This is a genomic window from Neoluteolibacter marinus, from assembly GCF_014904755.1.
GTDB classification, from domain to species: Bacteria; Verrucomicrobiota; Verrucomicrobiia; order Verrucomicrobiales; family Akkermansiaceae; genus Haloferula; species Haloferula marina.
Map to the genome: position 1 here is coordinate 34,585 of NZ_JACZFQ010000011.1, position 21,483 is coordinate 56,067.

21 protein-coding genes are annotated in these 21,483 nt (G+C 66.2%); 13 read left to right on the forward strand and 8 right to left on the reverse strand.

The features are described from left to right. Nucleotides 1-26 precede the first annotated feature (26 nt). The 3 genes from IG178_RS02695 to IG178_RS02705 are packed head-to-tail and all read left to right on the forward strand — an operon-like array spanning nucleotide 27 to nucleotide 2,352. Nucleotides 27-623, forward strand: coding sequence for an RNA polymerase sigma factor (locus IG178_RS02695; protein ID WP_193210958.1), 597 nt, complete (start codon nucleotides 27-29; stop codon nucleotides 621-623). Further along, nucleotides 620-1,885, forward strand: coding sequence for a VWA domain-containing protein (locus IG178_RS02700; protein ID WP_193210959.1), 1,266 nt, complete (start codon nucleotides 620-622; stop codon nucleotides 1,883-1,885). Before IG178_RS02695 ends, IG178_RS02700 begins: the two co-directional genes overlap by 4 nt. A 32-nt stretch (nucleotides 1,886-1,917) precedes the next feature. Then, the gene (locus IG178_RS02705; protein WP_343225919.1) at nucleotides 1,918-2,352 is read left to right on the forward strand and encodes a deoxycytidylate deaminase; all 435 of its coding nucleotides are present in this window, start codon (nucleotides 1,918-1,920) and stop codon (nucleotides 2,350-2,352) included. Between the two features lie 13 nt (nucleotides 2,353-2,365). Here the strand turns inward: IG178_RS02705 and IG178_RS02710 are convergent, their stop codons facing one another. The 4 genes from IG178_RS02710 to IG178_RS02725 all read right to left on the reverse strand — a co-directional run bounded on the left by IG178_RS02710 (nucleotide 2,366) and on the right by IG178_RS02725 (nucleotide 5,820). Next, on the reverse strand, nucleotides 2,366-3,139 hold the full coding sequence (locus tag IG178_RS02710; RefSeq protein WP_193210960.1) for a tetratricopeptide repeat protein: 774 nt from the start codon (nucleotides 3,137-3,139) through the stop codon (nucleotides 2,366-2,368). A 56-nt stretch (nucleotides 3,140-3,195) separates the two neighbouring features. After that, complete coding sequence (gene nadD / locus IG178_RS02715; RefSeq protein WP_193210961.1) at nucleotides 3,196-3,780, reverse strand: nicotinate (nicotinamide) nucleotide adenylyltransferase; 585 nt, start codon at nucleotides 3,778-3,780, stop codon at nucleotides 3,196-3,198. Then, the gene (locus tag IG178_RS02720; protein ID WP_193210962.1) at nucleotides 3,777-4,520 is read right to left on the reverse strand and encodes an AraC family transcriptional regulator; all 744 of its coding nucleotides are present in this window, start codon (nucleotides 4,518-4,520) and stop codon (nucleotides 3,777-3,779) included. The genes nadD and IG178_RS02720 overlap by 4 nt, the downstream gene beginning before the upstream one ends. 268 nt (nucleotides 4,521-4,788) lie before the next feature. After that, on the reverse strand, nucleotides 4,789-5,820 hold the full coding sequence (locus IG178_RS02725) for a glycosyltransferase family protein (protein ID WP_193210963.1): 1,032 nt from the start codon (nucleotides 5,818-5,820) through the stop codon (nucleotides 4,789-4,791). 108 nt (nucleotides 5,821-5,928) lie between these two features. Between IG178_RS02725 and IG178_RS02730 the strand changes: the two genes are divergently transcribed. Beyond that, nucleotides 5,929-6,963: a glycosyltransferase gene (locus IG178_RS02730; protein ID WP_193210964.1), complete on the forward strand. Its 1,035-nt coding sequence runs from the start codon at nucleotides 5,929-5,931 to the stop codon at nucleotides 6,961-6,963. Between the two features lie 42 nt (nucleotides 6,964-7,005). Here the strand turns inward: IG178_RS02730 and IG178_RS02735 are convergent, their stop codons facing one another. Together IG178_RS02735 and IG178_RS02740 are read right to left on the reverse strand one after the other, a co-directional pair. Beyond that, on the reverse strand, nucleotides 7,006-7,380 hold the full coding sequence (locus tag IG178_RS02735; RefSeq protein WP_193210965.1) for an AlbA family DNA-binding domain-containing protein: 375 nt from the start codon (nucleotides 7,378-7,380) through the stop codon (nucleotides 7,006-7,008). Between the two features lie 63 nt (nucleotides 7,381-7,443). Continuing rightward, entirely contained in the window at nucleotides 7,444-9,030 is a 1,587-nt protein-coding gene (locus tag IG178_RS02740; protein ID WP_226894657.1) for a family 43 glycosylhydrolase, read from the reverse strand. A gap of 170 nt (nucleotides 9,031-9,200) precedes the next feature. Here IG178_RS02740 and IG178_RS02745 point away from each other — a divergent pair, with 170 nt between their 5' ends. The 8 genes from IG178_RS02745 to IG178_RS02780 all read left to right on the forward strand — a co-directional run bounded on the left by IG178_RS02745 (nucleotide 9,201) and on the right by IG178_RS02780 (nucleotide 19,072). Continuing rightward, nucleotides 9,201-10,790: a glycosyl hydrolase gene (locus tag IG178_RS02745; RefSeq protein ID WP_193210967.1), complete on the forward strand. Its 1,590-nt coding sequence runs from the start codon at nucleotides 9,201-9,203 to the stop codon at nucleotides 10,788-10,790. 97 nt (nucleotides 10,791-10,887) lie between these two features. After that, the gene (locus tag IG178_RS02750; RefSeq protein ID WP_193210968.1) at nucleotides 10,888-11,628 is read left to right on the forward strand and encodes an RDD family protein; all 741 of its coding nucleotides are present in this window, start codon (nucleotides 10,888-10,890) and stop codon (nucleotides 11,626-11,628) included. Continuing rightward, the gene (locus tag IG178_RS02755; protein ID WP_193210969.1) at nucleotides 11,625-12,593 is read left to right on the forward strand and encodes a stage II sporulation protein M; all 969 of its coding nucleotides are present in this window, start codon (nucleotides 11,625-11,627) and stop codon (nucleotides 12,591-12,593) included. Before IG178_RS02750 ends, IG178_RS02755 begins: the two co-directional genes overlap by 4 nt. Next, the gene (locus IG178_RS26095; RefSeq protein WP_193210970.1) at nucleotides 12,583-14,016 is read left to right on the forward strand and encodes a DUF4129 domain-containing protein; all 1,434 of its coding nucleotides are present in this window, start codon (nucleotides 12,583-12,585) and stop codon (nucleotides 14,014-14,016) included. The genes IG178_RS02755 and IG178_RS26095 overlap by 11 nt, the downstream gene beginning before the upstream one ends. Beyond that, the gene (locus IG178_RS02765) at nucleotides 14,013-15,119 is read left to right on the forward strand and encodes a DUF4350 domain-containing protein (protein ID WP_193210971.1); all 1,107 of its coding nucleotides are present in this window, start codon (nucleotides 14,013-14,015) and stop codon (nucleotides 15,117-15,119) included. The genes IG178_RS26095 and IG178_RS02765 overlap by 4 nt, the downstream gene beginning before the upstream one ends. Continuing rightward, nucleotides 15,116-16,105 (forward strand): AAA family ATPase, encoded by a 990-nt coding sequence (locus tag IG178_RS02770; RefSeq protein WP_193210972.1) that lies wholly within the window; start codon nucleotides 15,116-15,118, stop codon nucleotides 16,103-16,105. The genes IG178_RS02765 and IG178_RS02770 overlap by 4 nt, the downstream gene beginning before the upstream one ends. 7 nt (nucleotides 16,106-16,112) lie before the next feature. After that, entirely contained in the window at nucleotides 16,113-17,417 is a 1,305-nt protein-coding gene (locus IG178_RS02775; RefSeq protein WP_193210973.1) for a DUF58 domain-containing protein, read from the forward strand. Between the two features lie 50 nt (nucleotides 17,418-17,467). After that, nucleotides 17,468-19,072 (forward strand): esterase/lipase family protein, encoded by a 1,605-nt coding sequence (locus tag IG178_RS02780; protein WP_193210974.1) that lies wholly within the window; start codon nucleotides 17,468-17,470, stop codon nucleotides 19,070-19,072. Here the strand turns inward: IG178_RS02780 and IG178_RS02785 are convergent. After that, entirely contained in the window at nucleotides 19,032-19,649 is a 618-nt protein-coding gene (locus IG178_RS02785; protein WP_193210975.1) for a hypothetical protein, read from the reverse strand. The two genes, IG178_RS02780 and IG178_RS02785, sit on opposite strands and share 41 nt — an antisense overlap. A 98-nt stretch (nucleotides 19,650-19,747) precedes the next feature. Here IG178_RS02785 and thiD point away from each other — a divergent pair, with 98 nt between their 5' ends. Further along, nucleotides 19,748-20,563 (forward strand): bifunctional hydroxymethylpyrimidine kinase/phosphomethylpyrimidine kinase, encoded by an 816-nt coding sequence (thiD, locus tag IG178_RS02790; protein ID WP_226894658.1) that lies wholly within the window; start codon nucleotides 19,748-19,750, stop codon nucleotides 20,561-20,563. Here the strand turns inward: thiD and IG178_RS02795 are convergent. Further along, nucleotides 20,550-21,413, reverse strand: a complete 864-nt coding sequence (locus tag IG178_RS02795; protein ID WP_193210976.1) for an endonuclease/exonuclease/phosphatase family protein — start codon at nucleotides 21,411-21,413, stop codon at nucleotides 20,550-20,552. The two genes, thiD and IG178_RS02795, sit on opposite strands and share 14 nt — an antisense overlap. Nucleotides 21,414-21,483: the final 70 nt, after the last annotated feature.

The following is a 21,483-nucleotide window of genomic DNA, read 5'->3' on the forward strand; positions in this document are numbered from 1 at the left end:
CCCCGGAAAACGCCGGCTCGCCCGCGATGAAGTTTTCCCAAGAAAATCCGGAACCGCCCGTTCCTCCCTCGAAGAGTGCGCCGCAAGGCAACATGGTCGAGACCCGGGAACAATTCGTCGAAAGGGCGCTGGCGGAATACGAGTCACCGCTCGTCGGCTACGCCTACGGCTTCGTCAACGACGTCGAGCGGGCCCGGGACATCGTGCAGGACACCTTCATCCGCCTGTGCCAACAGGATGTTGCCAAGGTCCGCGACGGTCTCAAGAGCTGGCTGTTCACCGTCTGCCGCAACCGCGCCCTCGACATCCTGCGCAAGGAATCCCGACTCACCACCCTCGATGAAAAGAAGCTGCTCGCCCGTGAAAGCGATGATGTCGTGCCCGACCAGGCGCTGGATCAGGCGGAGCGGATCGAAACCGTCATGCGCTTCCTCGACCGGCTGTCCGAAAACCAGCGCACCGTGATCCTGATGAAGTTCCGCGACGGCCACAGCTACCAGGAAATCTGCGACCGGACCGGCCTGAGCAGCGGGAACGTCGGCTTCCTGATTCACACCGGCCTCAAGCGGCTGCGCGACCTGCTGCCCGCCGAGCTGCTCGATTCCAACCCCGGAACGCGATGAAACTCACTCCCGACGATCCCCGCCTCAGTGCCTATTTGCTCGGAGAGCTCCCGCCCGCGGAGGCCGCGGAGGTGGAGCGTGCCATCGCCGCCGATCCCGCCCTGCAGCTGTCCTTCGGCGATTTGAAGAAAGTCGCCTCCTTTCTCGAGGGCTCGCTTTCCACCGCACCTCCGGCCTTGAGGCCGGCACAGCGCGAGGCGGTTCTCAAGGCGGGCCGCCATGCCGACTCGCAAGGCAAGGTGGTCGAGTTCGCCTCGGCCAGGCGCAGCTGGCGACCGTGGTTGGCCACCCTGGGGGCGGCGGCCGCGGTGGTGGTGGCGGTCACCATGGCGTCCCGCGTCGCCGGGCCGGGCAAGCGGACCGCTTCGACGCATGACGCCGTGTCCGAGGTCGCCCTCTTGCCTTTGCCCGGACCCCGCGTGTCCGAGGGCAATGCCGCAGTTGCCGCGGGTGGCCAGGATAGCACGGTCGAGAGCCTGCAGGCGCAGCGGCTCTCCGAGGATGCCGGGGCGTTCCTCGATGATGTCTCGCGGAGGCTCACACGGGATCCTTTGCCGGATCCGGCCAGGCTGCCGGCTTTGAAGCCGTTGCCGCCCTTGCAATCGTCGGTGGAAATCGGACTGCCGGTGGTGATCGGGCAGGCGAGCTACGGTTGGCTCCGCGGCTGGATCCGCGACCGGGCGGAGTTGCCGCCGCAGCGCGCGGTGCGCCTCGAGGAAATGGTGAACACCTTTCCGTTGCCTGCGCAGCCGGCGGCTAATGTCGTGTCCGAGATCCAAACCGCGGTTTGTCCGTGGAATCCACGGAACGTGCTGGTCGCCGCAACTTTGGTTGGACGGAAAGACATGCCGTCCACCGTCAGCTGGTCCTTTGAAGCCGCCGATGGAACCCGGGTTCGGATGCTGGCCTCGGCCGGATCGCAGTCCGCTCGATTGCCGAATCGACTGCCCGCGGGACGCTCGACGACGGTGTTGCTGGAGGTCGAACCTTCGCCGGGCTCCAGCCGCCTCGGGGTGCTCAAGATCGATGCCGACGGTGAATTCTCGGGAACCATCGTGGAGAAACCTGCCGGTGCGGCCTCTCCCGCGATGCGTCAGCTCGGTCTGGTCGCGGCTTTCGGGCTGTGGCTGGGTGACGCGGGGGTTGATGCCGCCGGGGTGGAGACGGTGCTGGCTAGCTCGGGATCCGACGAGGACCCGGGGCGTGCCGATACGCGCCATCTGGTTCGTCAGGCTCTGGACATCTCCGCGGCCGGGCGTTGACGGACGGGGCGGGCATGTTTTGAGTCGGCGCCGTGTCCCGAATCAGCATTCCCGAGTATGCGATGGCGCTGGCCCATGTCGCCAGCATGCGATCGGAAGACCCCTACCGGAAAGTCGGTGCGGCCGCCCTGGATGCGGACAACCGGGTGATCGGTACCGCTTACAACGGCCTCGCCCCCGGATTCAACGCGCCGGACGGATTCTGGGATGACCGCGAGGCGCGCCAGAAATTCATGCTCCATGCGGAGGTGAACCTTTGCAGCCTGTTCCGCCGCGGCGAGGCCAAGATCGTGGCCACCACGACGATGCCGTGCACCGCCTGCATGCAGACGCTGTGCGCCTACGGCATCAAGGAAATCTACTTCCGCGAAATCTACCACGCTTCCGACGCACCCGAGATCGCGGCGCTTTATGGCGTGACGCTGGAGCAGGTGGAGTTCACCCCGTTCGGCGAGGTGCCGGCATGAGTCGGGCGGTGTTCTACTCGGAGGCCGCCGCGGGCGTTTCCATGTCGCCGCCGAAGAAGCCCTTGATGTAGCCGAACTCGATCATCGTGTCCTGCCAGGGGGAGAGGACGGCGGGGTTTTGGAAAATCCGCGTGCCGCGGGCCATGGCCGACTCCGCTTTGACTTCATCGCCATTGGCGAAGGCGATCGCCGCTTCCGCGTAGTAGGGAAAGGGAGAATCGTCGAGGTAGTCGTACTTGGTCGAAAGCTTGGTGGCCTCTTCCATTTTGCCGAGCTTGATCTTGGTGAGCAAAAGCTTGAACTCGATCAGGCGAAACATCTGCAGTGCGCCGGGATCCGGTTCGCCTTCTTGCATCTCGAGCAACTTGTTCAAGCTGGCTTCCGCAGCATCCCAGTTCTTGGTCACGAAGTGGAGTTCTGCCAGGTTGAACAAGCTGTTCCTTTCACCCGGAGCCAGAGCATCGGCTTGTTTGAACAACTCGATGGCCTTGTCGAAATTGCGGAACTCGACCTGACATGCACCTTCCAAGGTCAGCAGCTCGGGACTGTCCTTGAAGATCGCTTTTGCTTCGTTGATTTTGTCCAAAGCCTCGAAAACGCGCTTCTGCCCGAAGAGTCGATGGGCCTCGTTGCCGAGCTTTGCGAAGTCGTTGCGCTTCTCCTCCGGCAGGTTCAGGAACTCCTGCTGAAACGCGGGGACTTCTTTGGCGGGTTCCTTCGGATCCTGGGCGTGAAGCACGGAAAGGGGAAGGAGGCAGAACAAGATCGCTCGGGGAAAGGCTTTCATGACAAGAGTTTCGAGTTGCAAGCTAGGGAGGCGGCCAGCCCGGTGCAAGCCGGGGTTCACGCATTGTAGAGCCCGCGCGCGCGGATGAACCCTTCGACGTCGGGATCGAGCCAAGGGATGCTTTTCTCCCCTTCGGCAAGGGCTCTCCGGATCGCCGTGGCCGACGCCGGATGGGTTCCCTGGAGGGAGTGCAAGGTCCAGCCGGGATGCGGTTCGGGCGCGCCGTCGCGGGCGAAAACGATGAATTCCACCAGCTCCGCCAGCCGGTCGGGCTCCTTCCACCCGGGCAGGGCCCGCCACTGGTCGGCGCCCATGATCCAAAACAAGCGGGCGCCCGGATCGCGCCGGGCCATTTCTTCCGCCGTCCGGAACGAATAGTTGGGCGGGGGGCTACGCAGGTCGGAATCGTCCACGACCGCCCAGTCGAGTCCGCGGGTCGCCAGGCGCGCCATCTCCAACCTATCGTCCCCGGGGGCCGTCTCCTTGCCGACCTTGTGCGGCGAGGTGTGGCAGGGGAGGAAGCGGACCTGATCCAGTGCCATCGCTTCGCGAGCCATGGTGGCGATCTCAAGATGCCCCCGGTGAATCGGATCGAAGGTTCCGCCGAAGAGGGCGATCCGCGACTGACGGGGGTTACTCATCCGCGCCGGCGTTTGACGTGGTCGCGATAGGCCGCCGGCGGCATCCCGACGGTGCTGCGGAATTGGCGGGTCAGGGCGGTCTGATCACCGTATCCGCACTCCAGCGCCACCTCGGCGATCGCCATCGGGGTTTCGCGTAACAAACGGGCGGCGTGCTCGATCCGCGATTTGCGCACGAACTGGGTGGTGCTCAGCTGGAAGACCCGGCGCATCCGTCGTTCGAGTTGGGTCGGGCTGAGACCCGCGATCGCCGCAAGTCCGGCCGCCCGCAGCGGTTCGTCGAGATGGTCGCGGACATGCTCCGCCACCTTCGCGATGCCGGCGAGTTCGGCGTCCCCCTCGCGCGGGGCGCGGAGGTCGCGCGACACCGAGGCCAAGCCGATGATCCGGCCGTCGCGGTCGTGAAGCGGCACCTTGGTGGCCAGGTACCAGCCCTGGCTGCCGTCGCGGTTGGTGGAGAGTTCGAGTTGGTCGACGATTTCACTGCCGCTGCTCAGGACCTGCTCGTCCTGCTCGCGGTAGACTTCGGCCAGGGCCGGAGGGAAGAAATCCTCCGCCCGGCGGCCGATCAGCCGGCGCTTGTCCTTGATCCCGGTGCGCTCGGCGAAACCCTGGTTGACCGCACGGTAGCAGCGGTTGGTGTCCTTGAGGCAGAACATCACGTCCGGCAACACGGCAAACAGCCGCTCGCAGAATCGAGGTGAGTCCACCCGGTCGATGAAGCCCACGTCAATCGCCATGCCCGCGGATTAAATCGACCTGCCCGGCCGCTTCAAGGGCGATTGCACGGTCAGCGGGTGCGCAAACGGAATGACCGGGAAAATGTCGCGGGGATCGCCGGAGGGGCGGGGAATAAGTCCCCGGACACTAGAGGGGGGAACCGTTCCAGTGTCCGGGGGCCCTTTTGGGGGGCTGTGCAACTATCCCTTACGGGGGAGACCATGTCCGATTTTCCCCAAGATGACCAGTACTGATTTTCGACGAATCTAAGTTTTCTCCGGACTGTTGCTATTTTGAGAAAACATGATCGGCCCAGGGAGCTCGTCTCCAGGACTCATCACCCAGGGTCAATGCGACGATGAAGCGGGCGATTTCAGTGCCGTTGTAGTCCCGGTGATTTCGCTTCCATCCCTTGGTCGCCAGTGAGATGCGTTGGTTCTGGTCGCCTGAGAGCCGTCTCGCGGTTTCGGCCAGTTCGTCGACGTCATCGAAATACACGATCTCGTCGTCCGCGTAGAGGTCCTCGAGTCCCGCACCGCGCGGAGTCAGGGTCAGGATGCCGTTTCCCATCAACTCGGCGATCCTTGAAGATGAGTAGAGTTCCACGTCCGAGCGCCGCGATAGGTTCAGCGCCATTTTCGAGCGCCGGATTACCTGCTCCTTTTCCCAGCCGAAAATCCCCGGCTGGCCGAGGCAGCCGTAGTAGCCGACTCGCAGGTCCGGCAACCTGGCCTTCAGTTCTTCCAGGAATGCCCGGCGTCCCGGTTCTCCCTTGTCGCGGCCGAAAAACAGGACGTCGTGGAGGATTTCCGACTCGGGCGTCTCGAAGGCACGGTGACACTCGATCCCGGCGTCGACCGCGCTCGGGATGAAGCCGGCGGGACAATTCTCCCGCGCCAGGGCTTGCAACAGCGGACCGCCGGTCGAGCAAAACAAGGCGTCGAGGACGTCGAGCCGCTCCCGCAGGTGGAGCGTCTCGGCTTCGTCCCACAGGGGATCGACGTACCACAGCCCGATCCGGATCCGCGGCAGGATCCGCCGGATCTCCCGCAAGGTCGCGGCCGTGATGTACTGGGCATGTCCGAGGATCAGCAGGTCCGGATGCACGTTCCGGCAGGTTTCGACGAGTGCCTTGTTGGCCTTGCCCTTGCCGAAGGTCTTGCTCTTGGTCGGCGACAGCATCCGCGCCCGGTCGTTGATCGAGAACGGGTAAACGAAGTGGCCCAGGCGCACCAGGCCATGGTGGATCTTCTGGTCCTGGTTCCACAGATGCGCGCCATCCTTGTCGAGCTGGAGGTTCGCGGCGTGAACGATGCGCATGGGCGGAGGCTAGGCTTCCGAAGATCCAAGAAAAAAGTTCCAAGTCCCAAAAAGGCGGCCGGATTTGGCACTTGGAACTTTCTCGGTTGGAGCTTCAAGCTCCTCCCCGTGATTCGCATTTGCCACGTCCTCGCCAGTGTTGGTGAAAAGGGCGGCTTGGAAAAAAACGTCATCGAGCTCGCCAACCACCAGGCGTCGCTCGGACATCAGGTCAGCGCGGTGGCGGACGAGACGATGCGCGCTCATTTTTCGCCCGGGGTGCAATTCATCGCCCATCCCATGGGCGGTGGACGTTTGAATCCCTTCAACCTGCTGGCCTTGCGCAAGGCGATCCAGTCCGCCCGGCCGCAGATCGTCCATGCCCACGCCAACAAGGCGGGCGCGATGGTGCGCACGCTGCGGGGCTCGCTGCCGGGCATCAAGCGCGTCGCCACCGTCCAGAACATCAAGCGCAGCGCGAAGCCCTTCCGCGACTACGACGCGGTGATCACCGCATCCGCCCAGGTGCGGGATTCGCTCGGCGGCATCCCGGCGACCGTGATCTGGAACTCGATCGCCCCGCCGCCTGCCGGGACGAAGGAGGCGGCGCTGGCAACCGGCCCGCCCTTCCTCGATGGCCCGGAGCCGGTTTTCTGCACCGTCGGCCGGTTGGTGCCGGCGAAGGGGATGGATTTGTTGTTGGAAGCCATGGCGCAGGTGCCCGGCTTCAAGCTGTGGCTGGTGGGTGAAGGCCTGCAGCGGCCCTTGCTGGAGGAACTCCTCGACCGCCACCAGCTCCGCAACCGGGTGTGGATGGCCGGTCACCGCGATGACGCCGTCGGGCTGATGGGGTGCGCGGACCTGTTCATCGTTGCCTCGCGCAATGAAGGCGGCCCCTACACCCTGGCCGAAGCGCTGCACATGGGAGTGCCGAGCATTTCCACCAAGGTCGGTTTCGCCCCCGAGTTCCTGCCGTCCGAAGCGCTGATGGAGGCCCACTCGGTGCCGGAACTGGTGCGCGGCTTGAAGTTCGCCCTCGCCGACGTTCCGGGTCTCAAGTCCCTGTTGGCACCTTCCTTCGAGCTGGTCGCGAACGAGGTCACGTTGGATGCGATGACCGCGAAGGTGCTCAAGGTCTACCGTGGTGTCCTGGATGGGATCTAGCCTGTCCCGCCGCGGCCGCGCAGCCGGTGAATGGCCGCTGTATCAGAAGTAGCCGACCCGTCCGACGCAGTTGGCGTAGCGCTCCAAGGGATCGACGTGACGGGCGATGGTGTTGAAGACCAGGAAAACGACGGTTTTTTGGCCCACAGTGAGCGTTCCGATTTCCACCCGGGCTTCGGACGACTCGCCGCAAAGTCGCTCGAAGCGCTCGAAGATGGCATCGATGTCGCCCGGATCGATGCCTTTGACCCTGCCGTCGTTGGCCACGCCGAGCAGTAGCAAACCTCCACGGGACCAGCGCATGGTGGAGAACGCCTTCGCGACCCGGAAGGCGTTCGGAACGGACTCCTCGAACACCACGGCCTTTTCGTAGGCCCTGATGAGGGCGCAGAGGGTGGTGCTGTCGTGAACGGTCATGGCGAGAGCGTGATCCCGGGGATCACCGTTTTCCTTAGAATGGATCGGCGCCGAGGCCCAGCACTATTGCCGGTCCGGTGCCGGCAGGATCTTGAGGTCGGAAAACCGCGCGTGGGTGTCCACGACGCGCAGGCCGACGCTGCCGCTCGGATAAGTTTCATCCTTGGCGGTGAGGACCGTTTTCCCGTCCAGCGAAACGGTGATCTCCGGGCCAATCGCGGTGACGCCCAGCTTCAGGCGGGCGCCGGGCTTGAATGACACCGGCTGACGGGCAATCTCGGTCCAGCCCTTGCCGTCGGTCTTGCCGAGGATGACGCTTTGGGCGCCCGGGATCAGGCCGGCGAAGTAGCCGTGCTGGGCGTCGAAGCCCACCGATGGCGCGGTGACGCGGAACAGCAAGCCGGCGTCGCGGTTGCCATCGACGAAGCTCAAGGTGGTGCTCGCCGTGAAGTCGCTGAAGCGGCCGCCGTCGAGGACCAGCTTCTCCCCGCAGCGATAGGTGTTGACCGGCTCGGAGGGCTTTTTCCCCAGGTCGAGGCCGCCTTTGCCAGAGTCGATGAACTGAAGATGCCCGAAGTAGGAAAACCCTGCCGGGAAAGAACGGGTGAAATCCACGGAGTAGGGCAGCTGGATCTCGGGAGTCTTCTCGCCGGACGGGCGGGGCAACGAGGAGCCCGGCGCCACCGGCCGGCCGAAGTCGGGGAATCCCTTGGCGTCGAAGGTGAAGGGCTGGATGAAGACGGCCCGCTGCCAGCCGGCGTCGCGGCTGCGCTTGGCATGGAACACATGCCACCACTCGCGCTCGTCGGGGCTCTTGACGAAGCAACTGTGGCCGACGCCGAAGGTCTCGCCGTTCGCCTGGAAGACCGGCTCGGGGTGTTTCGTCCACGCCGCCGGATCGAGCGGGTCGCTGCCGGTGAGCTCGAGGAGGCCCAGTTTGTAGGTCGGAAGCCACGACGCGGCGGTCGAGTAGGTGACGAAGGTGCGGCCGTCGTGCTGCAGGACCTGGGGTCCCTCGGCGAGGCCGCGGGACTCGGGTTTCTCCTCGGTCCGCTCCCACAGGTGGCTGTCGTTCCGGCAAATCAGGACCCGCGGTCCGGCGAGTTCGGACGGCGATTTCATCGGGGCGATGTAGAGGAACTGGCGGTCGGTGCCGGGCGCGTCCCATCCCGACCAGAGGGCGTAGCGCTTGCCGCCGTGCTCGAGGACCGTCATGTCGATGGCCCAAATGTTGGGCGATTTGCCGTCCTTGCCGTCGCCCGTCGCCAGCGGTCCATGGAGGGTGTAGGGGCCGAGCGGATCATCGTCGCGGGAGCTCAGGACGTAGGCGAGATGGTTGGCGTTGTTGCCGTCGGAAGCCGCGACGTAGATGTGCCAGCGGCCATCGAGGAAGTGGAGCTCCGGCGCCCAGACTTCCTTCGCGTAGGGGCCGGACTCGGGGGCGGTCCAGACCTGATGGCGGGTGCCGAGCGAGGTCAGACGGTCGGAAACCCACAGCGACACGCCCCGGTTGCCCTCGGATGCGCACCAGATGTACTGGTCGCCGTGCTTGGTGACCCACGGGTCGGCACCTTCGGCGATGGGGTTGACGAAGGGGTCGGCGCTGAGGTGGGAAACCAGCAACAGGGAGGCAAGGAGCGTTCGGAGCATGGGCATGTGGGGTCGGGGAAGTGCTTCCCTAGCCGCTGGCGACGTGGTGTGCAAGGGAAGCCGCCTGCTGCCCGTTTCCGGCCTTGCGGAGGTGACGCGGGGCATGAATCGTGAGCGACGGAAAGATTCGATTCGTGGCGGAGTGGAAACCCGCCCGGTCGCCGGTTCTCATGAAAGTTCCCAAGCTTCTCCCTGCTCCCCGTCTCCTGCCGGTTCGTGCGGGCGCCGTCCTGCTGATGATCGCCTCGGCGGGCGATCTGGCGGCGAAGTCGTGGACCTTCAAGGGGATCCCGGATCCGGTCGAGGCGACCTTCGTGGCGGAAAAGAACGGCTACGTGGTCCTGACCGGGCCGAATGACAAAAGCTTCGAGATCCCGCTGGTGAACTTCAGCAAGGCGGACCAGGAGTTCATCGGGCTGCTCGCCGGGGATCCGGCGAAGAAGCAGCCCCTGATCCAGCCCGGCAAGCCGGTGACCCGGCTCCGCGACTACAAGTCGAGCAAGGTGGAAACTATCACCGGCCAGTTGGTGAAACCCGGGCCGGCCAGCGAGTTGCACGTCACCGGCAGTGGCGATCCCTTGCCCGGCAGCTCGTTCAATTTCATCGCGGCCGACGGCTGGGTGTTTCTCGATCAGATCCCGCCATCGGTGGTGGCTGCCAAGTTCCTGGACCGCTGCCTGGTCAATGGCGTCCCCGCGGAACTCGACGTCAACGTGCGGGTGGTCAGCCATGGCGCGGGGGCGGTGATCATTCCCCAGGGACCCGACTTTCCGGCGCTGACGGTGTTCGACGGCAAGTCGCTCGGTGGCAAGCCGAAGGCGCTGAAGGCTTATGGGAAATACGGCGGCGACGAACTCGACGGTGTCGCGTCGTTCGTGCTCAAGCGCGGCTACATGGCGACCCTGGCGGAGAACGAGGATGGCACCGGTGGCAGCGTGAACTATGTCGCTCAGGACCACGACGTGGTCGTCAATGGCTTGCCGGGAACACTGGCGGGCGGCGTTCGCTTCGTGCGGGTTTTCCCCTGGCGCTGGACCAGCAAGAAAGGGATCGCCGGGGGCATCCACCAGCCTCTGCATGCCGGGTGGTTCTACGACTGGAACATCGGTGCCCGGTCGTCGCTGGACCTTGATTACGTGGCGATCCGCCAGAAACGCGATTGGCCGGGGCTCGATCAGGACTGGAAGGAGAAGGGGATCAATCATCTGTTGGGCTTCAATGAGCCGGACCGCCCGGACCAGGCGAAGATGAGCGTGGATGAGGCGATCAAGATGTGGCCGGTGCTGCTGAAAACCGGCCTGAGGGTCGGCTCGCCTGCGACCTCGGACGGCGGCTTGGGCTGGCTCTATGAATTCATCGACAAAGCGGACCGCGCCGGCCTGCGGGTCGATTTCGTCGCGGTGCATTATTACCGGGCGGTCGCCGATCCGGGGGACGAGAAGGCGGCGGCGGCGCAGTTCCGCGGTTATCTCCAGGGTATCTACGACCGGGTGCAGCGGCCGATCTGGATCACCGAGTGGAACAACGGCGCGAACTGGACGAATGCGCCGGACCCCAATGACCGGCAGCAGCAGGCGGCGATCGAGGCGATGATTGAAATGCTCGACGAGACGCCCTTCGTCGAACGCTACGCACCGTATAACTGGGTGGAAGAATGCCGCGAGCTGGTCCGCAAGGACGGCTCGCTGAGTCCGGCGGGAGAGCTGTATCGCGATCACCGCGCGCCGGTCTTCTACACCCAGCCGAAGCCGGGCCGCTGACCGCGGGAGCACTTGGGCGCGTCGATTGACCGCTTTGGCGGTGATGGGGGCTTTACGGGTCGGGGCGAGCGGGTAGCTTCGGGACGAAATCGGAGATATGGAAGACACCGTGAGCCGGATCGACACCTTGCAGGCCATCGAGCTGGCGGAAGGGGTGGAGGTGCGGCTGCGGATCGCGGGACCATTGCCGCGGGGGATGGCGCTGGGGATCGACATGCTGATCCAGGGCGTGATCCTGGTGGTGGTGACCATCGTCCTGGCGATTTCCGGGATCGGCCTCGGCTGGAACGTGGCGAGCGGGCTGATCATGCTCGCGTGGTTTTTCATGAGCTGGTGGTTCCCGGTCTTCTTCGAGGCCGGCAAGCGCGGGGCGACGCCGGGCAAGCGCTCGATGGGCCTGCGGGTGGTGCAGACCTCCGGTGCCCCGATCACCTTCGGACAGGCGGTGGTGCGGAATTTCCTGCGGGTGGTCGATGGCATGCCGATGATCCCGTGGCTGCCGATACCGACCATGGGGTTCGGGCTGGCCGCCTGTCTGGCGACGAAGCGATTCCAGCGGCTGGGTGATCTCGCCGCGGGGACGGTGGTGATTTATGACAAGGTCGCGGCGGAGCCCGCCGTGCCGGCGCCGCCGCCGATGGATGCCGCACGGCCGCTGGTGGTGCTGCGGCCGGAGGAGGTGCAAGCCGTGGTGGCGTTCCGCGAGCGGGCGGGACTGTGGTCGGAAGGACGCCGCGCCGAGATTGCGGATCATGCGCGGGAATTGACGGGCGACCACGGCGCTGCCGGGGTGTCGCGAATCATGGCGATGGCCCACTGGTTGCAGGAGAAACGATGAGCCCGGGATCATTCGAGGAACGCCGCGGATCGGAGTGGGTCGAGCTGGAGCGGCTGATCTCCAGCGTGGAAAAGGGCAAGCCGGAGGAGGGCGTGGACGAGTTGCCACGGCGTTTCCGCGAGGCTTGCTCCGACCTGGCGCTGGCCCGGCACCGGATGTATTCCGGGCATTTGATCGAACGCCTGAATTCGCTGGTCATCCGCGGCTACAAGTTGCTCTACCGCAGCCGCCGCAGCGGCTGGGAGGCGGTGATGCGCTTCGTGGTGGCCGGGTTCCCGCAGGCGGTGAGGAAGGAGTGGCGCTTGTTCTGGCTGTGCAGCGCGTTGTTCTGGCTGCCGTTCTTCGCGCTGCTGGCGTCGGCGTGGTGGGACATCGACTGGATCCGGGCCTCGCTGGGGCCGCAGGAAATGGCGGCGATGGAGCAGATGTACGGCGGCCAGGAGGAACAGCTCAGCCACCTGCGGTCGGAACACGGGTCGAACTTCATGATGTTCGGCTTCTACATCCGAAACAACGTCGGCATCGACTTCCAGATCTTCGCCGGCGGGATCGCCGCCTGTCTGGGGACCATCTTCTTCCTGGTCTACAACGGCATCCACATCGGCGCCGCCGCGGGCTACGTCCACTACGCGTGCAACCCGCAGTCGTTCTGGACCTTCGTGGCCGGGCACTCGTCGTTCGAGTTGCTGGGCATGGTGGTCGCCGGGATGGCCGGGATGCGGCTCGGTCTGGGCATTTTGAAACCGGGACGGCTGCCGCGCGGGCGGGCGATCGCGGAGGCGGGCAAAAGCGCCCTGCCACTGCTTTACGGCGCGGGAACGATGACCGCGCTGGCGGCGGTGGTGGAGGGATTCTGGTCGGCGCAGCCGATCCCCGCGGAAGTGAAGTACGGGGCCGGTGCCACCCTGTGGGTGCTGCACATCGTGTATTTCCTGTGGATGGGAAGGGGGCGCCGTGCGGCTTGAAGACATGACCGCGGAGCTGCGGCCGCGCAGCGACTGGGAGGCGGTGGACCTCGGCCTGGCCTTGGTGCGGCGGGACTTCTGGCGGCTGTGCGCGTGCTGGTGGCTGGGTTTGTCGCCGATGGTGATCCTTTCGTTCGTGTTCCTGCGCGAGCTGCCGGTGCTGCTGGTGCTGGCGTGCTGGTGGTGGATGCCGGTCGGGTCGCGGCTGGTGTTGTTCGTGTTGAGCCGGCGCTTGTTCGGCGAACTGCCGGACTGGAAAAGCGTGTTGCGCGAGTGGCCGCGGGCCTGCGTGCGGCGCTTCGGCTTCCGGATGATCTGGGCGCGGTTTTCGCCGTGGAGGCCGCTGACGATGGCGGTGGAGGATCTAGAACGGCTCCGCGGCAAGGCCTACTCGGCTCGGGTCCGGCTGCTGTTGCGGCGGGGCGATTCCACGGTGGTGCTGCTGGCGATGTGGCGTGCCGCGCTGACCTTCTGGCTGGCGCTGGCGGCGGTCTACACCGCGGCCATGTTCCTGCCGGCCGGCGAGGCGGAGAAGTGGAGCGTCTCGCTCGACGAATGGTCGTCCGACTCGTGGTCCAGCATGCCGCCCTCGCTGGCGATGACCGGAACCCTGTCGTTCCTGCTGGCGATGTCACTGGTTGATGTCTTCTCGACCGGCGCCGGGTTCGGGATCTATGTGAACCATCGTACTTGGATCGAGGGTTGGGATGTCGAACTGGCGTTCCGCCGCCTCGGGAACCGGCTGCGTGGCACGGCGGGAGCCGTGCTCACGGCGATCCTGCTGGTGGCCGCACCTTCCGCCGCGGACGCGGAGACGACGCCCGGGGATGTGATCGCCGAGGTGAAAGCGGACCCGGATTTCACCGTGCACACCGAAACCTACCGGGTGCCGAATTCGAGCGGCGGCAGCGGCTGGAGTGGCTCCGGTGAGTTGCTGGCGACCCTGGGACAGCTGGTGTTTTACCTGGCGATCGCCGCGGCGATCGCGTTCGTGGTGTGGATGATCTGGCGCTTCCGCCACCTGTTCGGCGGTGGCCGGGCCGGTCCTGCGGGACGGAGGGTCCCGCCGCCGCCGCGGGTGGTGATGGGGATGGATGTCGCGCCGGAATCGCTGCCGGACGACGTTCCCGCGAAGGCCCTGGAATTGTGGGGTGTCGGCCGGCGGCAGGAGGCGATGAGCCTGTTGTACCGCGGCGCGATCTCGAGGTTGATCGAGAGCGGCGGGGTCGAGATCGCGGAGTCGGACACCGAGAGCGATTGCCTGCGCCGCGTGGCGGCGGAAGCGGAACCCTTCGCTGCGTATTTCAGCGGGCTGACCGAGGCGTGGATGCGCCTGGCCTACGGGCGCAGCGCGCCGGGCGACGAGCGGATCCGCGATCTTTGCGCGGGCTGGCCCTTTGCCCTGAAAGGAGGTCCGCGATGAGATGGCTCGCGCTGATCCTGCCGCTGCTGTTCCTGGCCGGCTGCGGCGGGGGCACCGTCAAGACCCGTGAGACCGGCTACAAGGGCAAGGCGAGGCTGGACGCTTATCTCGCGGCCACCCGCTTCCTCGAGCGGATGGACTACAAGGTGATCAACCGGCCGGGCTGGCCGGACCTCGACTACGATGCGGCGATGCTGATCGTCCCGGCGTCGGTGCTTTCGACCGATGCCTACGTGCGGGAAGTCGCCGGATGGGTATCGCAGGGCGGGCATCTGCTCTGTCTGGTCGAGCACGCGGAGTCGTATCACAACGATTGGTTCAGCGGGAGCAAGCGGCGGTTGACGAAGGACGACGATCCTTATCCCGAGGCGCTGGAGAAGTGGCTCGGCAACGTCGGCCTGAAGCTCACGCTGGAGGATGACAAGCGTTTCACCGAGGATCATCTCACCGTGGACGGCGGGCGCTACGAGGTGTTCACCGAAGCGACGGTGGGGGTCCGGGTCGGCAGCCGCTCCCGCCACGCGCTGGGCCAGACGAAGGTGGGGGAGGGATTGGTCACGGTGATGACCGATGCCCGGCCGTTCCGGAACCGCTACATCGACGAACACGAGCACGCCGCCCTGTTGCTCGCGCTGGCCGACGCCTCGCCATACGAAGGCTGCGTGATCATTGTCCGCGACGCCGGGCTCTCGCTGTGGACCCTGTTGTGGGAACATTTCCGGCCGGCCCTGTTCGGCTTGCTGGCGGTCACGGTGTTCTGGCTGTGGAAGAACATGCCGCGCTTCGGTCCCTTGCGGCGCGAGGAGTCGCGGTCGAATCTCCGCGACTACGACCATCACCTCGAGGCGCTCGGGGACTTCCAATGGCGGCTCGACCGCGGGGCCGCGATGCTGCGGCCGCTGCGCGACCTGATCCTCGAACGGGCGCACCGACAGGCCGCGTCGCTGCACCGCGACGGTGACTTGTTCGAGTGGATCGGCCGGCGCGCCGGCATTCCCCGCGAGCGGGCGGAGCGGGCGATGACGCATCAGAACCCGGGCGATCCCACGTCCTTCACCCGACTCGTGACCGACTTGCAACTCATCCACCATTCCCTCTCATGACCGAAGAAGAAGCGATTTTTGATCAAGGCCCGCCGTCCCCGGACGCCTCCGCACTGGTTGCCCGCTTGCGGGCGCAGGTCGAGCACGCGGTGTTGGGCCAGCGCGAGGTGGTCAGCCAGGTGCTGGCCGGCTTGCTGGCGGGCGGCCATGTGCTGCTGGAAGGGAAGCCGGGACTGGGCAAGACGATGCTGGTGCTGGCCCTGGCGCGAGCCTTTGGCGGCGAGTTCGGGCGGATCCAGTTCACGCCTGACCTGATGCCCTCGGACGTGACGGGCTTCCGCTTGTTCGACATGAAGAGCCAGACCTTCCAGCTCCGCCGCGGGCCGGTGTTCTGCAACCTGCTGCTGGCGGACGAAATCAACCGCGCCCCGGCGAAAACGCAGGCGGCGCTGCTGGAGGTGATGCAGGAACGGCAGGTCACCATCGATGGAGAGACGCTGAAGCTCGCGCCGCCCTTCATGACCCTGGCGACCCAGAACCCGGTCGAGCACGAAGGCACCTACCCCTTGCCGGAAGCCCAGCTCGACCGCTTCGTGATGAAGATCCTGATCGACTACCCGGAGCAGGAGACCGAATCGGACATCGTGTCGCGCGCCGCGGCGGAGGTGCCAGGCGAGATGGGCGGCGGTGGCCTCGAGGTGGTGGCTTCCCCCGAGGACGTGGTGAGGGCCCAAGCGGCGACCGCCGCGGTGCAGGTCGTCCGCGAGGTGGTCGACTACGCGGTGGCGATCGTCCAGGCGACCCGCGAGAACAAGGCGGTGTGGCTCGGTGCGGGGACCCGCGGGGCGATCTCACTGGTCCGGATCGGCAAGGCGATCGCGCTGATGCACGGCCGCCAGTTCGTGATCCCGGACGACATCAAGGCGGCCTCGTTGCCGGTGCTGCGCCACCGCGTGCAGCTGGCGCCGGAAGTGGCGATGGGCGGACAGACGATGGATGAAGTGCTGAAGACGATCGTCGAGTCGGTGCCGGCGCCGCGGCAGTGAACGCACCATGAGCCCGACCGGGAGAGCGCTGTGGATAGTGGTGGGCTGGGCCTTGTTCGGGCTGGCGGCCTCACTGTGGACCGAAGCGTTGGCAGCGTGGCAGTTCGCGGGCGTGGTCCTGGCGGTCATCGGCCTGGCCGACGCGGTGGTGCTGTCGCGGCTGGCGAAGGTGACGGTCGGGCGGCGGCTGCCGGGCCGATTTGCCGTGGGCGAGGCGGCGGATGTCCGGCTGGAGATCCACAATCCGGGACGGGTGCCGGCGGAAGTCGCGGTGTTCGACGGGATTCCGCCGGGCTCGCAGGCGGAGTCGATGCCTTGGCAGGGGATCATCCCGCCCGGGGCCCGGGCGAAGGTCACCCACGAGGTGCGGATCCTGGAGCGGGGTGTGGCCGGATTCGGAGCCGTCCACGTTTGCCGGGTGTCGATGTTAGGCTGGTGGCGCCGGAAGTATCTGGCCGGTGAGTCCGCCACGGTGCGGGTCTATCCGGACTACGAGCCGGTGTTGAAATTCGCGCTGCTGGCGATGCAGGCGCGCCAGGAACAGATGGGGATCGTGCGCAAGTCCTTCGCCGGCAGCAGCCGTGATTTCCACCAGCTGCGCGAGTACCGCGAGGGTGATCCGATGTCGCAGATCGACTGGAAGGCGACCTCGCGGCGGGTGCAGCTGATCAGTCGCGAGTTCCAGGAACAGCGGAACCAGATCGTGATCTTCCTCACCGACACCGGCCGCCGGATGCGGGCGATGGACGGCGAGCTGCCGCAGTTCGACCACTGCCTGAATGCGATGTTGTTGCTGTCTTACGTAGCGCTGCGGCAGGGCGACCAGGTGGGCGTGCAGGCCTTCGGCGGGACCAACCGCTGGCTGCCTCCGGTCAAGGGATCGCATTCGATGTCGGTGCTGTTGAACCACCTGTTCGACTACCGGACCACCCCGGAACCGAGTGATTTCGCGGCCGCGGTGGAGCGGCTGCTGGCGGTGCAGAAGCGCCGGGCGCTGGTGGTGGTGATGACGAACCTGCGCGGCGAGGATTCGTCCGAACTGGTCCCGGCGCTGCGGATGCTGCGGTCGAAGCATCTGGTGATGCTGGCGAGCCTGCGCGAGCGCTCCGTCGAGGACGCCCGGGTGACGCCGGTCGCGGATTTCGGGGGGGCGTTGCGGTTCGCCGCGGCGGAGCGTTACGACGCGGAGCGGGCCGAGGTGCTGGCGACCTTGCAGGGCTTCGGCATCCTGACCCTGGACGTGCCGGCGCAGCAGTTCCCGGTGGCATTGGCGAACCGCTACCTCGACATCAAGGCGGCGGGCCGCTTGTAGGGCCGGGGCCTTGCGGTCGGATGCCCGGCGGGTTATGGCAAGAATCACTTATGAAAGGACTCCGGGTCGCGGCGGGTGCCGTCGCAATCATCTTGTGCCAATGCGGGACGCCGTCGCCGCCGCGATGCCACAGCCTGCCACGCGAGTCGCGGGGTGAGGCGTCGGTCTATCTCGGCCAGGCCCGCCAGGCGTGGCAGGTGCTGTCTTCCACGGACAACGCGGAGGTCCGCGGCCAGGCGATCGCAACCTACAACGATGCGGTATCGAAGTTGTTCGACCGCCTGCACTGCGGCCGCGGCACGGTGCACGAGAAGGCGGCGGCGATGGGGTGCACGATCGATGAGACCCGCTCACTGGGTGCCGGCATCCGGCTGGCGGACCTCGACGCCCTTTTGCCGGCGGACCGCATTTCGACCAAGGCGGTCGGCGAACGGCACGTGGTCGCCGGGCTGGGGGTGCCGGTGGTCGGCTGGAAAAAGACCGCGGAGGAAGGCAACCGCCGTTGGGAATTCGAGCCGCCGACCGGGATCCCGCTGAACCTGACCGCCGTGTTGCGATTCCCTCCGGGGCAGGCACCGCAATGGGCCTTCCTCTATCCGGGGCGGGCGGAGACGGTCCAGGTGGGCCGGCGCGAGGTGGCGACGGCGGCGGACTGGTCGGCGCCCTCGGCGTTCTACTGGCAGATGAGCAACCTCGATGACCTCGACCTCGAGAAGGTCCTGTTGCCCAGCCGGTTCTCCGACGAGACGGCGCTCTACGTTTCGTCCCCCTATGACCCGAAGCGGATCCCGCTGGTGCTGGTCCACGGCTTGTATTCAAGCCCTGGAACCTTCAAGCGGATGTACAACGAGCTCAACCGCGAGCCGTGGTTCCGCGAAAACTACCAGGTGTGGTTCTACAGCTACCCGACCGGCAACAACTGGACCTACAGCGCGGCGCGCTTCCGCCAGGAGATGGCCAAGGCCGACAAGTTCGCGCGCGAGCACGGTCCTGTGGACCAGTGGGAGCGGATGGTGATCGTCGGCCACTCGATGGGCGGCGTGATTTCCCACGCCTCCCTGAAAAGACCGGGAGACGCGATGTATCACGCTTTCCAGAAGCGGCCGCTGGAGCAAGTGACCCAGAACCGGGAAACCCGGCAGGCAATTGAACTGCTGACGAAGTACGAGCCGCTCCAGCCGCCGGACCGGGTGATCTTCATGGCTGCGCCGCACCGCGGGTCGCCGATGGCCGACCGGTTCTTCTCGAACCTGATCCGCAAGCTGATCCGCCTGCCGAAGAAGCTGACGATCGACCTCGTCGATTTGACCTTGAACGATTTCTCCAGCGTCCTGACGACCGGTGAAACTTCGGACGACGGCTGGTTCACCAGCATCGGGTCGCTGTCACCGTCCTACCCCGCCTATGGGGCCCTGCGCGAGGTGCCATTCCGTGACGGGCTGAAGGTCAACTCAATCATCGGCGACCGCGGCAAGGGCGACACGCCGGACAGCTCGGACGGCATCGTGCCCTACTGGTCGGCGCACCTCGACCACGTGGAGAGCGAAAAGATCGTGCCTTCCGACCACAGCGTCCCGGCCAACCTGGAGGGCGCGCTGGAAGTGAAGCGGATCCTCAAGCTGCATCTGGGGAATTCCGCCGGCACCATGCCTTGACGTTGGGCCGGGAGAGGAAAAACAGCGCGAGGGCGGGGTAGAGGCAGGAAAAGACCGGGGTCGCGATGGTGCCGATGGCCGACGAGAAGCGGACCACGGTCATGGTGGTGTTGTCCGTCTTCCCCGACTCGGTTTTCACGACCTCCCCGACCATCCGGTGGGTTGCGGGCAGGACGAAGACGACGGCCACCACGATCGAGGCCATTTTGGTGGCGATCGAGCACCAGGCGTAGCGGTTCGACCAGCGGACGCCGTCGGGGCGGGAGCGGATCATTTTCACCCCGGCGGCGATCAGCAGGCCGGCGAGCAGCAGTTGGAAGCCGCCGGTGAGCGCGCTGACCCAGCCTAGTTCCTGCTGGAATGCCAGCTGGGCCTCGTAGCCGGGGGTCTTGGGATTGAGGAAGGGGTTCCCGGTCACCAGGACGACGAAGTACCAGCATCCCATCAGCACGCCGATCCCGGCCATCGCCAGATGAAGGATCCCGAAGACCTTGATCGCCGAGGGTTCGGTGGCACCGGACACGGGAACCGGCGGCGGGCCGGCGGCGGGAGGCTGGTAGGGAGAGATGCTGTCCATTTCCAGACGCCATGGGACGCCAGCCGGTGGCCGGCTGTCGATGCCGGAGTTGGCGCATTGGGAATTGCCGGAGACGGTGGAAAGGTTAGGTTCCCATCATGATGAACTCCCCCCCGATCACCCTGACCATCGCCGGTTCCGATTGCTCGGCGGGTGCCGGATTGCAGGCCGACCTCAAGACCTTCCAGCACTTCGGCGTGTTCGGTTTGACCGCCGTGACCTGCGTGGTGGCCGAGACCCCGAACGTGGTGCGGTCGGTGCACGCCGTGTCGCCGGCGATCCTCCAGGACCAGTTGAAGGTGTTGCTCGATGCCTTTCCCGTGGCCGCGATCAAGACCGGGATGTTGTTTTCCAAGGCGCACATCGTCGCGGTCACCGAGATCCTTTCCGGCTATCCGGACGTCCCGCTGGTGGTGGACCCGGTGATGATTTCATCGACCGGGGATCCGCTGCTGGAGACCAGCGCGGTGGCAGCCTACAAGGGGCGGCTGTTCCCGCTGGCGCGCTTGATCACCCCCAACCTCGATGAGGCGGAGGTGTTGTGGGACGGCGAGGTCCGCGACGAGGCGGCGATGGAGCGTTGCGCCAGGGAGCTTTCGTCCCGTCACGGATGCGCCGTGCTGCTCAAGGGCGGGCACCTCGGCGCGGCGGAATGCGCGGACCTGCTGGTGGATGGCGGGGGTGCATCGTGGTTCCGCTCTCCGCGTATCGACACCGCGGCGTCGCACGGGACCGGCTGCACCCTTTCCGCGGCGATCGCCGCGAACCTCGCAACCGGAGCGAATCTTCATGACGCGGTGGCGGCCGCGAAAGATTATCTCGACCGGACTCTCGCGGAGTCGTTCGCGTGGGGCGCGGTGGCTGCCTTGAACCAGGGGACGACCCTGACGAGGGAGGGCCTCAAGGCAACTTGAAGCTGCGGACCACCGCCATGTGCTGCATCATCTTCAGCGCGCTGTCGCCCGCGCGGGCCGGCGCGACCTGGTCGAGCGGCTCGAACACCCGGGTGTCGAAGACCAGGCCATGGGGGAATTCGCGGCCGGCCAGCCGGAGCGGGACCGCATGGCGGTCGAGGGCGGGGCTGGCGATCACCCAGTCATAGGGGCGGTTGCGCGGTGAGTTGGTGGAGGCGTTGCCGTGCCGGTCGACCGGCGGCTTGGCGGGGAGGACGAAGGATTTCCCCAGCATCCCCAGCATCCCCAGGCAGGGTTCGTCGCTGGTCCGCGTGTTGAAGTCGCCGCCGAGGACCACGAGGGCTCCCGCCGGCACGTGCTGGCGGACCGATTCCAACAGGGCGGCCGCCTGGGTGGCGCGGGAGGTCGCGCCTTTCGAGTGGAGATGGACGCTGATGGCCCACAGCTCGCGGTGACCGGGCAGCTGGATCCGTGCCCAGGCGAACTCGCGGTTGTCCAGAACCGGGTCGTCCCACTGGCCCGAGGCGACGATGGGGTAGCGGCTGATGATGCCGTTGGGGATGCCTTTCGGGTCCTCCCGCATGAAATGATAGCCGCGGCCGAAGGTGGCGTTCACCCACTGCCGGACCGGGACGGTGGTGTTGAATTCCTGGATCAGCACCAGGTCGGGCTGCAGTGCCCTGAGGATCCGGGCGCCGGCTCCCTCGGGGTTGCTGTGGTTGCCGTTGTCCGGGGAATAGGTCTGGTGCTTGTCCGAGGTCAGGTTCGCCGCGACCACCCGCAAGGCCAGCGGTTCCGCGCCGAGCGGTCCGGCCATGAAGAGGAGCAAGAGGGCGAGTTTCACAGCCACCCCGCGATGCTAGCGGGATCCCGGGGCGTTTGGCATCCGGAAGTTGGGAATTCGGCGTCCTTGATTCGCC

Excerpts from the sequence above, each read along its gene's own strand:
- IG178_RS02695 (WP_193210958.1), top strand. The coding sequence starts at position 27 with ATGAAGTTTTCCCAAGAAAATCCGGAACCGCCCGTTCCTCCCTCGAAG.
- IG178_RS02700 (WP_193210959.1), top strand. The coding sequence starts at position 620 with ATGAAACTCACTCCCGACGATCCCCGCCTCAGTGCCTATTTGCTCGGA.
- IG178_RS02710 (WP_193210960.1), bottom strand. The coding sequence starts at position 3,139 with ATGAAAGCCTTTCCCCGAGCGATCTTGTTCTGCCTCCTTCCCCTTTCC.
- nadD (WP_193210961.1), bottom strand. The coding sequence starts at position 3,780 with ATGAGTAACCCCCGTCAGTCGCGGATCGCCCTCTTCGGCGGAACCTTC.
- IG178_RS02720 (WP_193210962.1), bottom strand. The coding sequence starts at position 4,520 with ATGGCGATTGACGTGGGCTTCATCGACCGGGTGGACTCACCTCGATTC.
- IG178_RS02725 (WP_193210963.1), bottom strand. The coding sequence starts at position 5,820 with ATGCGCATCGTTCACGCCGCGAACCTCCAGCTCGACAAGGATGGCGCG.
- IG178_RS02735 (WP_193210965.1), bottom strand. The coding sequence starts at position 7,380 with ATGACCGTTCACGACAGCACCACCCTCTGCGCCCTCATCAGGGCCTAC.
- IG178_RS02740 (WP_226894657.1), bottom strand. The coding sequence starts at position 9,030 with ATGCTCCGAACGCTCCTTGCCTCCCTGTTGCTGGTTTCCCACCTCAGC.
- IG178_RS02745 (WP_193210967.1), top strand. The coding sequence starts at position 9,201 with ATGAAAGTTCCCAAGCTTCTCCCTGCTCCCCGTCTCCTGCCGGTTCGT.
- IG178_RS02750 (WP_193210968.1), top strand. The coding sequence starts at position 10,888 with ATGGAAGACACCGTGAGCCGGATCGACACCTTGCAGGCCATCGAGCTG.
- IG178_RS02755 (WP_193210969.1), top strand. The coding sequence starts at position 11,625 with ATGAGCCCGGGATCATTCGAGGAACGCCGCGGATCGGAGTGGGTCGAG.
- IG178_RS02765 (WP_193210971.1), top strand. The coding sequence starts at position 14,013 with ATGAGATGGCTCGCGCTGATCCTGCCGCTGCTGTTCCTGGCCGGCTGC.
- IG178_RS02770 (WP_193210972.1), top strand. The coding sequence starts at position 15,116 with ATGACCGAAGAAGAAGCGATTTTTGATCAAGGCCCGCCGTCCCCGGAC.
- IG178_RS02775 (WP_193210973.1), top strand. The coding sequence starts at position 16,113 with ATGAGCCCGACCGGGAGAGCGCTGTGGATAGTGGTGGGCTGGGCCTTG.
- IG178_RS02780 (WP_193210974.1), top strand. The coding sequence starts at position 17,468 with ATGAAAGGACTCCGGGTCGCGGCGGGTGCCGTCGCAATCATCTTGTGC.
- IG178_RS02785 (WP_193210975.1), bottom strand. The coding sequence starts at position 19,649 with ATGGACAGCATCTCTCCCTACCAGCCTCCCGCCGCCGGCCCGCCGCCG.
- thiD (WP_226894658.1), top strand. The coding sequence starts at position 19,748 with ATGATGAACTCCCCCCCGATCACCCTGACCATCGCCGGTTCCGATTGC.